11 protein-coding genes are annotated in these 14,424 nt (G+C 62.4%); 10 read left to right on the top strand and 1 reads right to left on the bottom strand.

Annotated features, from left to right (window positions below):
* Complete coding sequence (gene nirB, locus N0Q91_RS23545; protein WP_275599240.1) at positions 1–2,463, bottom strand: nitrite reductase large subunit NirB; 2,463 nt, start codon at positions 2,461–2,463, stop codon at positions 1–3.
* Positions 2,464–3,200: 737 nt separating this feature from the next.
* Between nirB and N0Q91_RS23540 the strand changes: the two genes are divergently transcribed.
* The 10 genes from N0Q91_RS23540 to N0Q91_RS23495 all read left to right on the top strand — a co-directional run bounded on the left by N0Q91_RS23540 (position 3,201) and on the right by N0Q91_RS23495 (position 14,345).
* A complete protein-coding gene (locus N0Q91_RS23540; protein ID WP_100670127.1) occupies positions 3,201–4,178 on the top strand; it encodes a C4-dicarboxylate TRAP transporter substrate-binding protein in 978 nt (325 codons plus the stop codon).
* 169 nt (positions 4,179–4,347) lie between these two features.
* Positions 4,348–4,506 carry a hypothetical protein gene (locus N0Q91_RS23535; RefSeq protein ID WP_275599239.1) on the top strand — a complete coding sequence of 53 codons (159 nt, stop codon included), beginning with the start codon at positions 4,348–4,350 and terminating at the stop codon, positions 4,504–4,506.
* Between the two features lie 10 nt (positions 4,507–4,516).
* On the top strand, positions 4,517–4,858 hold the full coding sequence (locus tag N0Q91_RS23530) for a TRAP transporter small permease (protein ID WP_275599238.1): 342 nt from the start codon (positions 4,517–4,519) through the stop codon (positions 4,856–4,858).
* Positions 4,855–6,168, top strand: coding sequence for a TRAP transporter large permease (locus tag N0Q91_RS23525; protein ID WP_275599237.1), 1,314 nt, complete (start codon positions 4,855–4,857; stop codon positions 6,166–6,168). Before N0Q91_RS23530 ends, N0Q91_RS23525 begins: the two co-directional genes overlap by 4 nt.
* Positions 6,169–6,254: 86 nt before the next feature.
* Positions 6,255–6,806, top strand: a complete 552-nt coding sequence (locus N0Q91_RS23520; protein WP_018098360.1) for a MaoC family dehydratase — start codon at positions 6,255–6,257, stop codon at positions 6,804–6,806.
* 239 nt (positions 6,807–7,045) lie between these two features.
* Positions 7,046–8,113 carry a LacI family DNA-binding transcriptional regulator gene (locus N0Q91_RS23515; RefSeq protein WP_275599236.1) on the top strand — a complete coding sequence of 356 codons (1,068 nt, stop codon included), beginning with the start codon at positions 7,046–7,048 and terminating at the stop codon, positions 8,111–8,113.
* Positions 8,114–8,143: 30 nt separating this feature from the next.
* Positions 8,144–8,890 carry a transporter substrate-binding domain-containing protein gene (locus N0Q91_RS23510; RefSeq protein WP_275599235.1) on the top strand — a complete coding sequence of 249 codons (747 nt, stop codon included), beginning with the start codon at positions 8,144–8,146 and terminating at the stop codon, positions 8,888–8,890.
* A gap of 71 nt (positions 8,891–8,961) precedes the next feature.
* A complete protein-coding gene (locus tag N0Q91_RS23505) occupies positions 8,962–10,611 on the top strand; it encodes an amino acid ABC transporter permease (RefSeq protein ID WP_100670132.1) in 1,650 nt (549 codons plus the stop codon).
* A 25-nt stretch (positions 10,612–10,636) separates the two neighbouring features.
* Positions 10,637–11,305 (top strand): SDR family oxidoreductase, encoded by a 669-nt coding sequence (locus N0Q91_RS23500; RefSeq protein ID WP_100670133.1) that lies wholly within the window; start codon positions 10,637–10,639, stop codon positions 11,303–11,305.
* A 13-nt stretch (positions 11,306–11,318) separates the two neighbouring features.
* Positions 11,319–14,345 (top strand): aminotransferase class III-fold pyridoxal phosphate-dependent enzyme, encoded by a 3,027-nt coding sequence (locus N0Q91_RS23495; RefSeq protein WP_275599234.1) that lies wholly within the window; start codon positions 11,319–11,321, stop codon positions 14,343–14,345.
* Positions 14,346–14,424: the final 79 nt, after the last annotated feature.

The following is a 14,424-nucleotide window of genomic DNA, read 5'->3' as shown; positions in this document are numbered from 1 at the left end:
TCACTCCGCTGCCTGATTGAAGCCGACCGTCGCCATCGGCCGGAACTCGTGCTTGTCCTTGCCGGAGACGCGCTCCGACCAGGGATCGACCTGGGCGAATTTCTGGCTGAAGACGAAGCGGTCGAAATAGGCCCTGCGCTTTTCCGCATCCTCCATGATCTGCCGGCGAATCTCGTCCAGACCGATGCGCTTTGCCCATTTGTAGATGCGCTCGAGATAGCGGGCCTGCTCGCGATACATCTGCGTCAGCGCGACGATATGTTCGAGCGCCTCGTCCTCGGTCCTGACCAGCCCCAGAACCTCGGTGCCTTTGATGTCGAGGCCGGCGGCCCCTGCGAAATGGATCTCGAAGCCGGAGTCGACGCAGATGACTCCGACGTCCTTGCAGGTCGCCTCCGCGCAGTTGCGCGGGCAGCCGGAGACGGCCATCTTCAGCTTGGCCGGCGTCCAGGAGCCCCACATGAATTTCTCGATGCGGATACCGAGGCCGGTCGAATCCTGTGTGCCGAAGCGGCACCAATCGGAGCCGACGCAGGTCTTCACCGTTCTAAGCCCCTTCGCGTAGGCCTGACCCGAAACGAAGCCCGCCTGACCGAGATCGGCCCAGACGGCGGGCAGATCCTCCTTCTCGATGCCGAGCAGATCGATGCGCTGACCGCCGGTCACCTTCACCAGCGGCACGTTGAACTTGTCGACGACATCGGCGATGGCGCGAAGCTCCTTCGCATTGGTGACGCCGCCCCACATGCGGGGTACGACGGAATAGGTGCCGTCCTTCTGGATATTGGCGTGGACACGCTCGTTGATGAAGCGCGACTGGTAATCGTCGGCATATTCGTCCGGCCAATCGCAGACGAGATAGTAGTTGAGCGCCGGGCGACACTTTGCGCAGCCGCAGGAGGTCTTCCATTCCAGTTCCTGCATGACGGCGGGAATGGATTTCAGCTTCTTCGCCTTGATCAGGCGCCGCACGTCGTCATGGCCGAGATCCGTGCAGGTGCACATCGGCTGCACCGCAGCCGGATTGTAGGTGTCGCCGAGCGTCAGCGACATGATCTGCTCGACCAGGCCGGTGCAGGAACCGCACGAGGCGGAAGCCTTGGTATGGGCGCGCACGTCGTCGAGCGAGGTCAGGCCCTTGGAGACGATCGCTCCGACGATCTTGCCTTTGCACACGCCGTTGCAGCCGCAGATTTCCGCATCATCCGGCAAGGCTGCAACGGCCGCCGTAGGGTCCAGCGGAGATCCCCCCTGATAGGCCTGGCCGAAGATAAGGGTGTCGCGCATTTCGGAGATGTCCGTGCCGCGCTTCAAAAGATCGTTGAACCAGGCGCCGTCGGCGGTGTCGCCGTAGAGCACGGTACCGATGATGCGGTTGTCTTTCAGTACGAGCCGCTTGTAGATGCCCGCGGTGGCATCGCGCAGTACGATCTCCTCGCGTCCGCCGGCATCGGCGAAGTCGCCGACCGAATAGAGGTTGATGCCCGTCACCTTCAATTTTGTCGGTGTGTCGGAATGCGCGAAGGCGGCGCGGCGGTCGCCGGCGAGGTGGGAGGCGGCGACGCGCGCCATTTCGTAAAGGGGCGCGACGAGGCCGTAGACCATGCCTCCGACTTCGGCACACTCGCCGAGCGCCATGATGTCCCCGTCGGACGTCTGCATTCCGGCGTCGACGACGATGCCGCGATTGACGGCCAGCCCGGCCTCCTTGGCAAGACCGGCATTCGGCCGGATGCCGACAGCCATCACCACCAGCGTCGCCGGAATGATCCGGCCATCGTCGAGCTCGATGCCCTGGACCTTCTCCTCGCCGAGGATGCGTTTTGTGTTCGCCTTGGTGACGACCTTGATGCCGCGTTCTTCGACGGCCTTCTGCAGGAGGTAGCCTGCGGCCGGATCGAGCTGGCGTTCCATCAGTGTCGGCATGACATGCAGAACGGTGACGTCCATGCCGCGCGCCTGAAGACCAGCTGCCGCCTCCAGCCCGAGCAGGCCGCCACCGATGACGACGGCCTTTTCGCGCGATTGCGCCGCGAGCAACATCGCCTGCACATCGTCTAGGTCGCGATAGGTGATGACGCCGCGCAGTTCCTTGCCCGGCACAGGGATGATGAAGGGCACCGAACCGGTGGCGATCACCAGCTTGTCATAGCTTTCCGTAACGCCGTGGTCGGAAGTGACGGTCTTGGCGTCGCGATCGATCGCAACGATTTTGTGGCCCTTGTAGAGGGTAATGCCGTGCTTGATGTACCACCCATCGCCATGGATGATGATTTCTTCATACTCCTTCTCGCCGGATAGCACCGGCGAAAGCATGATGCGGTCGTAATTGACGCGCGGCTCGGCGTTGAAGATCGTCACGGCATAACGCCCGGGCGCCTTTTCGAAGAGCTCTTCCAGCATCCGGCCCGGAGCCATGCCGTTGCCGATGATGACGAGTTTTTCGAGTGCAGTTTCAGTCATGTGGTCACTCCGCAGCTTTTACGAAGCGGCCGCTCATAGAAGAATTCGAGCAGTGCTTCGCGGCAGTTCAGGTCGGTTCGATTTGGCCGGCCGAAAACCGGCATAAAAAAACGCCGCTCGGAAATTTGCGCTCCGGGACCGGGAGGAAACCCTTACGGAGGCAAAGACCTTGCGACGTCGGTGTCTTCGGCAGGCGTATGTGGCGCCTGGCTCGCTTCAATCGCCGTTGACCGAAGCAGGTGTAGAAATGCAAGTGCCGTGCCAGATATCCGCCTTCCGGCCATCTCCTTGAAAAATCTGCAAAAGGCGGACAACGCCCTTTGTCTTCGAAGTAAGCCCGTTGATTTAAAAATAAGCCGTTTGCGTGCAGTGATGAAATTTTGTGCGGCTCGCCTTGATCAGCCGATTGTGCACGGGTCTCGCCGCGCCCGTTCTTGCCTAACGCCGTCCTCCTTCGGCTTGACCTTGGTCAAGGATGACGCTGTGAGAAGCCGGAGGATCGCGGGCTGCGGAAGGATTGACTGCAGGCGCTCCAGATCCCGACGGTCCGAAAAATTTATTTGGGAATGGATTGTTCGCGTAATCTGGAACCCTGGCGATGTAAAAAGCCTGAAGGTTTTCTTTGTCCTCATGGTCTTTGAGCGACGATTCACGGCTTGACGCCATTCGTTCATTTGTGAATATATTATTCAAACTTGTGAAAGTCCGGAGGCGGAGTCCGGAATAGGGAGGACAGCATGAAGACCTTGATCGCTGCGGCCGCAATGGCTGCATTGTCGTTCTGCGGCATTGCCAACGCGCAGGAATACAGCCTGCGATTTTCGACCTCGCAGGTGAATCCGGACGAGCCGATCATCAAGGCCATGAAAACCTATGCCGAGCGTGTCGGTGAGCGCTCCGGCGGACGCATCGCCATTACCGTCATGACGGGCGATCAGCTCGGCGCGCAGAAAAAGGTCAACGAGATGGTCATGAGCGGCGCAAGCCTGCTCAGCGCCACCGACTATGGTCAGCTCGGCCAGTTCGTGCCGGATCTGTCGATCCTTGCCGGACCCTATGTCTATCCGGATCTGGCGGCGACGGACCGTCTCTTCGCTTCGGATCTCTATAGGGACCTTTCCAGCAAGCTGGAGGCGCGGGGCATCAAGATCATCATGCCGAACGGCCTGTTCGGCTACCGCCACATCATCGCCAACAAGCCGGTTCGCTCACCCGCGGACCTGGCCGGCGTCACCATTCGCGTGCCCTCCTCGCCGATCATGATGGCGACTTTCGGCAATTACGGTGCAAGGCCGACGGAATTGCCGTGGGGAGACGTCTACAATGCGTTGCAGACCGGAGTCGTCGACGCGGCCGAAGGCCCCTTCGGCTCGATAGCCGGAGCGAAGCTGAACGAGACCCGCAAGGTCATTTCGAAAACCGGCCACCAGATCATGTTCACGGCCTGGGTGGCTTCCAGCCAGCTCTTCAACAGCCTGCCCGAAGACCTGCAGAAGATTCTTCTGGAGGAAGGGCAGACAATTGCCAAGGAGCTTACGCAGATGACGCTGGACACGGACGATGCCTATGCAAAGCAGCTCGCCGCCTCCGGCGTCGAGATCGTGACCGATGTCGACATTCCGGCATTCATCGAGGCCTCGCGTGCAGCCTATGAGAAGGTGCCGAACATCACGCCCGGCATCTACGATCAGGTGCAAAAGGCGATGGCAGAGTAGGCAACGCCGTTTCGAGCGGGATGCGGGCGGAGAGACCGTATACACGTCATCCCGCTCTTGGACGCTGCTGCCGCGGGGGGCCGTCTTCGCCGGCCGGGATCGCGCTCCGAACGTCAATCGGGCCCTGCATCGACGCCAGCTCGGATTGCCCCTCAACAATCGAGGCATCATGGAAAGCTCACGCCCGCCGGAGGAGATAATTCCTCTCATCAGCCTGCGCCGCGCCGATGAGGCAATCGGCGTCGTGGCGCTCCTCGTCATCGTCTTCTCGATCCTTTGGGGGTCGTCAGCCGTTATGTCTTCCCCAGCCGGCCGCCTGGACCTATGAGCTGGCGATGATGGCCTTCGCCTATCTCGTCTTCTTCGGTGCCGTCGCCGGCGTCCGTCTCGGCACGCACGCGGCGATCGACGTGCTTGTCGCGGCTCTCCCGGACAGCTGGCGAAAAGCCGTCGCCTGGTTCAACTATCTGCTGCTGGCACTCTTCTTCATCGTCATGACCATCCTCTTCGCGTGGCAGGGCTGGATCTCACGCAATGTGCATACGATCGCCCTCGATCTGTCGCGCAGCCTGTCCTATGCGCCTCTGGCGCTCGCCTCTGCCGGGATGTTCGTCCAGCATCTGATCGTGGAGAGGCCCTGGACCGTCCGTCAGCACCGCAATTTGGAATCGTTGATATGACCCTGTTCCATTTGGCCGGTCCCTCGCTTCTCGTCGTCGTCCTGTTTTTGCTGTCGACGCCGATCACCTGGGCCATGGCGATCGGAGCGTTCGCTTTCTTCCTCATCAATATGGACATAATCCCGCTCGCCAATTTCGCCCAGGAAATGGCGGAGGGCAGCCAGTCCGTGTCCTTGTTGGCGCTGCCGCTGTTCGTTCTTGCCGGCTGCATCATGAACGCGTCCGGCATCACCCGACGCCTTTTGGCGCTTGCGGACGTGCTTGTCGGCCACATGACGGGCGCGCTGGCGCAGATGTGCACCGTGCTCGGCACCTTGCTCGGCGGACTTACCGCATCTGCCAATGCCGATGCGGCGATGCTCGCCAAGACGCTCGGCGTCGAGATGTCGCAACGGGGCTACAGCCGGGCCTTCGCCGCGGTCATCACATCGTCGGCGGCCATCATCACGAGCCTCATTCCGCCGTCGATCGGTCTTATCGTCTATGGTTTTCTCGCGGAGACGTCCATCGGCCGGCTCTTCGCAGCGGGTGTGGTGCCTGGCCTCGTGCTGGCGACCGGGCTCATGGTCACCACCTATTTCATCGCCCGCAAACGCGGTTACAAGCCGTTGCGCAAGGAGCGTGCCACCCGCGCGGAGGGCATCCGGGCGCTGATCGACGGGCTCTGGGCGCTGTCGATCCCGGTGGTGATCTTCGCCGGTACGCGATACGGTCTTTTCACGACCACCGAAGCCGGTGCGGTGGTCGTCGTCTATGTGCTCTTCGTCGCCGTGTTCGGTTACCGCGAATTCACCTTCCGCCAGATCCCGGAGGTGCTTGCCGAGGCCGTGCGCGATTCGGCCGTGGTCATGATCATGATCTGTGCGGCGGCAGCCTTCGGTTTCTATCTCGCCTGGGAGCAGGTGCCGCAGGCCATGTCCGGCTGGCTCGGCGAAGCCACCGACAATCCGCTCCTGATGCTGCTCCTCATCAACGTCCTGCTGATCGTCATCGGCACGGCGATCGAGGGGTCGGCGGCACTGATCATTCTGACGCCGATGCTGATTCCGATCATCGATGGCGTCGGCATCGATCGCGTGCATTTCGGCGTCGTGTTCATCACGAACCTGACCATCGCCGGCATTACGCCGCCGGTCGGGGGATTGATGTACATTTCGTCCATGGTGCTGAAAGTGCCGATGATGGCCTATGCCCGCGAGGTGCTGCCATACTTGGCGATGATGATGGTCATTCTCGTCATGCTGAGCATGTTCCCGCAGCTGTCGCTTTGGCTGCCGAACCTGGTCTATGGGACGACGGCGGTCCAATAGCGCGATGAAATACGGCCTCTGCGTCATGGTGGCGCAGAGGCCGGAAACGGCTCGGATAATCCCGACTTCTTACGCAGGTACTGATCATGGATGAGTTCACGCCCACCGTCGGAGTTTCTTCGACACGTCCCGCCGACATGCCGGAAGACCATGCCGCCTTGCCGGTCTGGAACGCCGAAAACTGGTTCTACGAGGATTGGCCCGTCGGTCAGCGCATCCGGTCGTTACGCCGCACGATTGGCGAGAGCGATAGCCACCTCTTCAATACCCTGGTCGTCGACATCCATCCTTATGTCCAGGATCAGATGTTTGCGGAGCGGGAAGGCATCTTCGGCCGTCGCCTCGTTGCCGGCGCCTTCGTGTTCTCGGCCGGTCTCGGCCTCGTCGCCACCAACTGCGTCAACGCCTTTTCCTATGGCTACGACAAGCTCCGGTTCATCAAGCCGGTCTTCATCGATGACACCATCTACACGATCCGGACCAACATGGAAAAAACGCCCCGCTACAAAGACCTCGGGCTCATTCGCGCCAGCTACCAGGTCTTCAAGAACGAGGGCGAGCTGGTGCTCTACTGCGAGCATCTGCAAACGGTGAAATACAAGAACCCGGCGGATTTTGCCGGCAAGACAGAGAAGTAGAAAACAGAAACCGAAGAAAACGAGCGTTCGCTTGCCGGCGTCGCCGTAATCGGCATGAGCTCGTTTCCCTCGCATCCTGTTGCGCCGCCGGGTCTCGTAGCGCAGCCATTCTCCAGAATTCCGTTCGCCGATATAGTCCATCGATCGCATGTACTCATGCGGACACGGAATAAAAACGTTTATATTTTTCATTGAAATCGTTTTTATCAGCTGATACGGCTTTCGTCGGGAGGCCGATCATGGAAAACACGCACTCGCCGCGCGCACGGCCGGGGATCAAGGCTCTGGCCGAGGCTACGGGCTATTCCATTGCGACCGTGTCGAAGGCGCTCAACGGTTCTCCCATGGTTGCCCCGGACACGAAGGCGCTCATCCATCGTGCCGCTGCGGAGATAGGCTATCGTGCCAACGCCCGCGGCATGGCGCTGAGGACCGGCCGGACCTGCCAGGCTGCCGTGCTCATGCCGGTAACGGCTGCGCGCGACTATGAATGGGACGGCGTCGAATATACCCAGATACTCAGCGGCATCAGTCAGGCACTGGAAGGCAGCGACTATCGCATGTCGGTCCATGTCGTGCGCAATGTGGAGGACGGCTGCGAGGCGGCGCGCCGGGTCATCGATGAGGGTCTGGCGGACGGACTGATATTCTCAGGCATACGCGCCGACGACCCGCGTATCGATCTCCTGGTCGAGAGCCGATTTCCCTTCGTCTCTCTCGGTCGCTGTCGGAAACCCCTCGACTACGCACATGTCGATATCGACAACGAATGGGCGGCCCATGCGGCGACCGCCCGGCTGATTGCCGGCGGACACCGGCGGATCGCGCTCGTCAATCCGCTCCGGCATCTCTCCTACGCCGAGGACAGGGTGGACGGCTTCATGCGGGCTTTTCGCGAGGCGGGGCTATCGCCGTCCGACGATCTGATCGCCGAAGGCGATCTCTCTACCCAGTTCGGCCGCGAGAGCGCGCTCGGTCTTCTCGACGCGGCGCGGCCGCCGACGGCCTTCGTCTGCAGCAACGAGTCGACCACGCTCGGAGTGCTTTCGGGCCTGGGCTCGCGTGGACGGCGGATCGGCGTCGATGTCGACGTGGTCGCCTATGACGACATCAATGTAAGCGCCTATTTCACGCCGCCGATCACGACCTTCTATCAGCCCATCGAGATACTCGGGCGAACCCTCGGGGAGTTCCTGCTGCGGCGCATGGCGGGAGAGGACGCGCAAACGTTGAAGCAGGTTTTCAGGCCAACGCTGATCGAGAGGCAGCCCGACAATCTCGGCGGGCGCCTGGCGCAGTCGGCGTAGGAAAAGAATTCACAACGGAGGAGAACCAAAGTGAAAACACTCGTAATTGCACTTGCGATGGCGGCCCTCGTCTCAGGCGGCGCGTCGGCCGCCGATCTCGGCGGGAAGCTGCTGAAGGTCGGCTCGGACACGACCTCGCCGCCGATGGAGAGCGTCGATCCCGCGACCGGACAGATCGTCGGTTTCGATATCGACGTGGTGAATGCGATCTGCGCAAAGATCAACTGCCAGGCGGAATTCGTGACCACCGGTTGGGACGGCATTTTCGCAGCGCTCGATCAGGGCAACTTCGATCTCGTCGCCTCGGGCGTGTCGATCACCGAGGAACGCAAGAAGGCCATGGATTTCTCCGATCCCTACATCGTCAACAGCCAGGCGGTGCTGATGCGGGTCGAGGACCAGGGCGTGTCACTGGAAGACTTCAAGTCGAAGGGGAAGAAGCTTTCCGCCCAGGCCAACACCACGGATGCGCAGGTCGCCGAAGGGGTGGTCGGCAAAGAAAACGTCGTCGCCTATGACAGCTTCAGCGCCGCGATCATCGCGCTCAAGAACAAAGATGTCGACGGCGTCGTCATCAACGGAGCCAATGCTGCCGCTTACGAACGCGAGTTCGTCGGCGAACTCGTGGTCGCGATCCGGGACCTCGAATCCGATCCGCTCGGCCTCGTCTTCCGCAAGGGCGATGCCAACGTCGCCGCCTTCAACGAAGGACTGAAGATGATCCGCGACGACGGCACGCTGGATCAGCTCGTCAACAAATACTGGGGCGTGAAGTAACCTCATCCGAACACCCCGGAGCGGTCTGCGCTCCGGGGCCGAATTTCTGCGCAGAATCCCCGGAGGGATGAATGTCGTTCCTGAGAAGCGTGCGGCCCAGCAATCTGATCATTCTGACAGCGCTGCCGTTCATCATCTATCTTTTCGCCTCCTCCGGTGACTACCAACGTTCGCTGAGAGCCATTCTCGGAGTCGAGAACGGCTCGTCCGCCTTCGTACCCGGCTTCCTTGCCCTGCTCGTCGCCTTCGGCTCGGGTATCGCCGTTCTCGTCTTTTCCCGAGCCAAGGCGCCGCTGCCGCGGCTGGCGCTCGCTGCCGCCGTGCTCAATCTCGCTGCGGCGGCCATCTTGCTTCTGAGCGACGCGGTTCATCCCTACCTTGCGTCGGTCGTCGCCAATGCCGTCGATCCCTTCACGTCCGATCTCGTCGTGAAGGGGCTTAGCCCCCGGCGATTGACGGACGCCGCGGACATGACCCTGCGCGGCATCGAAGCCGTGCTTTTTCCGGCCTATTTCGCGCTGAACCTGTTCGGCTCCATGCTCTTCTTCGGTGCCGGCAAGGCGTCTGCGCAGGAGAGCATCCTGCATCGCGCAGGAGCGTGGAGCATCGGCCTCGTCAACGGTACGGGGCTCCTGTTCATCCTCTTCTTTGCGCATATCGCCTTTGCCGCCGGCGTGGCGACCACGGTCCGCGCGGCCATTGCCGCCTATCTTCTCGCTGCGATCATCGGCCTCATCTGGGTCGGATTGCTTCAGTTGCATTATACGGCGCGCACCAGCCTCTTCTTCGCGCTCGCGACCCTCGGCCTGGTGCTCGTCGCCGCCTGGTTCCTGTTGCAGCCTCGCACGCCCTATGTGCTTGCGGGGCGGCTCGACGGCAGGGTCGCGATCGTCAGCAACACGCCGTCCGGCCTCATAGGCGCGGTGCGCTTCGGCCAATATCCGGGCGCGCCCGCTGAAGAGGCGGCGGTGCGAACCTTCCTTGGCCCGGCGGAGGCAGTCGCGGCGATGGAAAAGGACGAGGTGACGGCCGCGCTTCTGCCGGCCGAAGCCGTGCCCGGGGGCTTGCCGCTCCTTTGGGAAACGGCGGCTTTGAACGATCGAGACCGGGCCGCAGGCATAACTTTTGCCGTCCTGGCAATCATCCTCGGTCTGCTCACCTTCGGCGGCTATCTGCACCGTCGTCATCCCCTGGCGATCGGCTCGGAATTCGTCGTCGATACGATCCGCGGCATTCCGATGCTGGTGATCGTGCTCTATGTCGGCCTGCCCTTGAGCGGGGCGTTGAAGGATGCGACGCAGGGCGTGCTCGATCCGCCGAATCTGATGCGCGGCATCGTCGCCATGGCGCTTGCCTATTCCGCCTATCTGGCGGAAATCTTCCGCTCCGGCATCAACGCCATCCCGGTCGGCCAGATCGAAGCGGCGCGCAGCATCGGGCTCAACCGGTGGCAGACGGCGCGGCTGGTGGTCCTGCCGCAGGCGTTCCGGATCATCATTCCACCGCTGGGCAACGAGCTGATCGCGATCCTCAAGGACACGTCGCTCCTGTCGATTCTGTCGATCCGCGACATCACCCAGCGCATGCGCGAGTTCCAGTCGGCGAGTTTCCTGCCCTTTGCGCCCTATAACTCGGCAGCCATCTTCTACATCTTCCTGACGCTCGCGGCGGCGAGCCTCATCAACATGATCGAGCGGAAATATGACATCAAGCATCGATAGGAGACGGGAAGAGGGGCCGCGCACGGTGCTGATCACCGGTTCATCGCGGGGCCTGGGTCAGGAACTTGCACGGCAGTATGCAGCCGCCGGCTGGCGGGTGATCGCCTGCAGCCGCCAACCGTCGGCGAGGAATGGGGAAACCGGCATCGAACGTCGGACGCTCGACGTCACGGACGCGAGGTCGATGGCGGCGCTTGCCGAAAGCCTCGGCGAGCGGCCGATCGATGTCCTCATCAACAATGCCGGGGTCCGCGGCGACACAGGCGGACTGTCGACCGTCAGGCCCGAGGATTTCCTGGAGGTCATGCGCGTCAATGCCCTTGCGCCGATCCTGGTCGTGCAGGCGCTGCTGCGAAATCTCCTCGCCGGCGGCGATCGCATCGTCGCCAATATCAGCAGCCGCGCAGGATCGCTCGCCGAGGGCACGCTCGACGACGACGAAGGAGACTATGCCTATCGTTGCTCGAAAGCGGCGCTGAACATGGCCACGGTCAAGCTCGCCCAGGATTTGCGTCCCCACCGTGTCACCGTGCTGTCGCTCCACCCCGGCTGGGTCAGAACCGATATGGGCGGCCATCAGGCGAGCGTGCCGGTTGCGGAAAGCGCCGCAGGCCTGAAGGCGATCATCGACAGGGCCGGGCTCGCCGAGAGCGGCAGCTTCCGGGCCTTCGACGGAAGAACGGTATCGTGGTGAAGCGAGTGGGACGATGACGACGAGCGAGTTCAAGAACGTGCAGGAAATAGAAGCAATCGAAGCGCTGCTTGCCCGCGAATACGGCGTCGCGGGAGAAATCGTGGCGCTGCCCGGCGAGCACGATCTCAATTTCCGTATTCAGGCGCGCGACGGTCGCGCGTTCCTCCTGAAACTGCATGCCCTCGGCGCGCCCGAGGAGCTCGACATGCAGATTGCAGTTCTCGACCATCTCGCGCGCGAGGCGACGGATCTGCCCGTCTCGAAGGCTTTGCCGAGCCGCTCCGGCGCCTCGTTCACCCGCGTCGAATTCAAAGGAGAGCGTGTCGCACGTCTGCTGACGTGGCTGCCCGGGGAGATCTGGGCACGAGCCGCCAACCGCTCGAGCAACAGCGTCGAGACCCTTGGGGCGCTGCTCGGCAAGCTCGACCGCAGCCTCGCCGGTTTCTCTCATCCCGGCGCCAGGAGAGAGTACGCCTGGGATATCGCCCGGGCGGAAATGCACCTCGCCAACGTCGATCTGATCGAGGATGTGGAGAAGCGGAGCGCGGTTCGCGCGATCCTCGATCACTTCGTCTCCACCGTGCTGCCGCGCCTTGCGGCGTGCCCCCGGCAGGTCATCCACAACGATGCCAATGACTATAACGTGCTCGTCGGCGCCGACGGCCGCGTCAGCGGACTGCTCGACTTCGGCGATATGGTCGAGAGCTATCGGGTGGTGGAAGTGGCCGTCGCCTCAGCCTATGCGCTGATCGGCTCGCCGGATCCGATCGGCGCCATCGCGCGGCTGGCGGGCGCCTATCAGGGCGTCAATCGGCTCGGCGAAACGGAGGCCGAGCTGATCTTCGATCTCGTGCGCACCCGCTACGCCGTCAGCATATGCATGGCGGCAAGGCAGATCCGCGACAACCCCGAGAACGCCTATCTGCTCGTCAGCCAGGAGGACGTCTGGCGCGAACTGAAACGCCTCGAGCAAGAGAACCGCTCGTTCGCCATCGCCCGCCTTCGCGACGCCTGCGGCTTTGCACCCATCCCGAGGGCCGCACGGGTGGTGCGGTGGCTGGAGCGCAATGCGCATGATTTTTCGGGCGTCATCAAGCCGGGCATTGCAAGACCGAAGGCAGCCGTCTTCGATTTCTCGGCGAATAGCCCGGAGAACTGGGCAGGTCTCGAGAAGGACGTGGCGCAAGCGCGCATCGAAGCGCATATCCATGCGGAGGGGGCGGATTTCGGCCTTGGCCTCTACGGGGAGGACAGAGCGGTCTACAAGGGTGACGCCTACCAGGCGACTGCAAGCCTGCGCCGCACGATTCACCTCGGCATCGATCTCTTCGCTCCCGCCAACGAGCCGGTGCATGCACCCTTCGCCGGCAAGGTCGCCTTCTACCATGACGACGCGGTCCCTTACGGCTTCGGGCCGACAATTCTGCTCGAACACACGACGGGCGAGGGCGACACGTTCTGGACGCTCTACGGGCATCTCTCCCGTGAAAGCGCCTCACGGCTTTCGATCGGCCAGCCGGTCGCCAGGGGTGAAGCTTTCGCGACCCTGGGGGATCGCGCCGAAAACGGCGGCTGGGTTCCGCACCTGCATTTCCAGATAGTCACCGATCATCTCGGCCTCGAGGGCCGCATGCACGGCGTCGGCGTCAGAGAGCAGTGGCAGGTCTGGCGGGAGATCAGCCCCGATCCGAGCGTCGTGCTCGGCCTTTCCGTTCCGGCGTCGGTGATCGTCGAGCGCGACAAGGCGTTCCTGGTGCGCGAACGCCAGCGCCGCATCGGTCGTTCCTTAAGCATCGCCTACGGCGCGGCGCCTCTGAAGATCGTCGCCGGCGAGGGCGCCTACCTGATCGATGACGAGGGTAGGCGCTGGCTCGACATGGTCAACAATGTCTGCCACGTCGGCCATTGCCATCCACGCGTCGTGAAGGCGGCGCAGATGCAGATGGCGCGGCTCAATACCAATTCGCGCTATCTGCATGACAGCCTGGTGGAATATTCCCGACGGCTTGCGGCGCTCTTCCCTGATCCGCTGAACGTCTGCTTCTTCGTCAATTCCGGCAGCGAAGCCAACGATCTCGCGATCCGGCTGGCGCGCGCCTATACCGGCAACCGCGACGTCATCACCGTCGATCACGCCTATCACGGCCATCTGACGAGCCTGATCGATGTCAGTCCCTATAAATTCGCGGGCAAGGGCGGGGAAGGGCGGCCGGCGCATGTGCGGGTTGCCGAGATGCCGGACCTCTATCGGGGACGCTATCGCTATGGCGATACGGACGCGGGGCGCAAATATGCCGGGGACGTGCAGCGGCAGATCGATGCGCTGGCGGCGGAAGGGCGCAAACCCGCGCTCTTCTTCAGCGAGGGTATTCTCGGCACGGGCGGCCAACTGGTGCTGCCGGAAGGTTATCTCAGAGAGGCCTATGCGCATGTGCGTGCGGCCGGCGGGCTGTGCCTCGCGGACGAGGTTCAGGTGGGGTTCGGCCGCGTCGGCAGTCACATGTGGGCGCATGAGACGCAAGGAGTCGTGCCCGACATCGTCACCATGGGCAAGCCGATCGGCAACGGCCACCCGATGGCGGCTGTGGTGACGACCGAGGCGATTGCCGCGGCCTTTGCAAACGGAATGGAATATTTCAACACCTTCGGCGGAAATCCGGTATCGGCCGAGATCGGCCTCGCCGTACTCGACGTCATCCGCGACGAGCGCCTGATGCACCATTGCGCGGTCGTTGGAAACCGTCTGATGGATGGAGCGCGCGAACTCGCCAGCCGTCACGCGATCATCGGCGACGTGCGCGGCTACGGTCTCTTCAACGGCATCGAGCTCGTGCGCCATCGCGACACCCTCGAACCGGCCGCAGCGGAGCTCGACTTCGTCATTGCCGAGATGAAGGACAGGCACCGCATCCTGCTGTCGAGCGAGGGACCGCAGCACAACGTCCTGAAGATCAAGCCGCCCGCGCCCTTCAGCGCGGACGATTGCGACCGTTTCCTCGATGCCCTCGACGCGGTGCTGGCACGGGTAGAGGCCGGCTGACGAAAGTTTTCCCTTTACAACGAAGTTAAACGTTTTTATTTCTGATAAAAACGTTTAACAGGCTGACGAACAGGCGGTT

Origin of the sequence: Sinorhizobium prairiense (assembly GCF_029201645.2) — a bacterium.
Classification (GTDB): Bacteria; Pseudomonadota; Alphaproteobacteria; order Rhizobiales; family Rhizobiaceae; genus Sinorhizobium; species Sinorhizobium meliloti_A.
The sequence above is the reverse complement of the archived record's forward strand: the minus strand, read 5'-3'. Positions and strand labels throughout refer to the sequence as shown.

Excerpts from the sequence above, each read along its gene's own strand:
- N0Q91_RS23525 (WP_275599237.1), top strand. The coding sequence starts at position 4,855 with ATGACCCTGTTCCATTTGGCCGGTCCCTCGCTTCTCGTCGTCGTCCTG.
- N0Q91_RS23505 (WP_100670132.1), top strand. The coding sequence starts at position 8,962 with ATGTCGTTCCTGAGAAGCGTGCGGCCCAGCAATCTGATCATTCTGACA.
- N0Q91_RS23540 (WP_100670127.1), top strand. The coding sequence starts at position 3,201 with ATGAAGACCTTGATCGCTGCGGCCGCAATGGCTGCATTGTCGTTCTGC.
- N0Q91_RS23515 (WP_275599236.1), top strand. The coding sequence starts at position 7,046 with ATGGAAAACACGCACTCGCCGCGCGCACGGCCGGGGATCAAGGCTCTG.
- N0Q91_RS23530 (WP_275599238.1), top strand. The coding sequence starts at position 4,517 with ATGGCCTTCGCCTATCTCGTCTTCTTCGGTGCCGTCGCCGGCGTCCGT.
- nirB (WP_275599240.1), bottom strand. The coding sequence starts at position 2,463 with ATGACTGAAACTGCACTCGAAAAACTCGTCATCATCGGCAACGGCATG.
- N0Q91_RS23535 (WP_275599239.1), top strand. The coding sequence starts at position 4,348 with ATGGAAAGCTCACGCCCGCCGGAGGAGATAATTCCTCTCATCAGCCTG.
- N0Q91_RS23495 (WP_275599234.1), top strand. The coding sequence starts at position 11,319 with ATGACGACGAGCGAGTTCAAGAACGTGCAGGAAATAGAAGCAATCGAA.
- N0Q91_RS23520 (WP_018098360.1), top strand. The coding sequence starts at position 6,255 with ATGGATGAGTTCACGCCCACCGTCGGAGTTTCTTCGACACGTCCCGCC.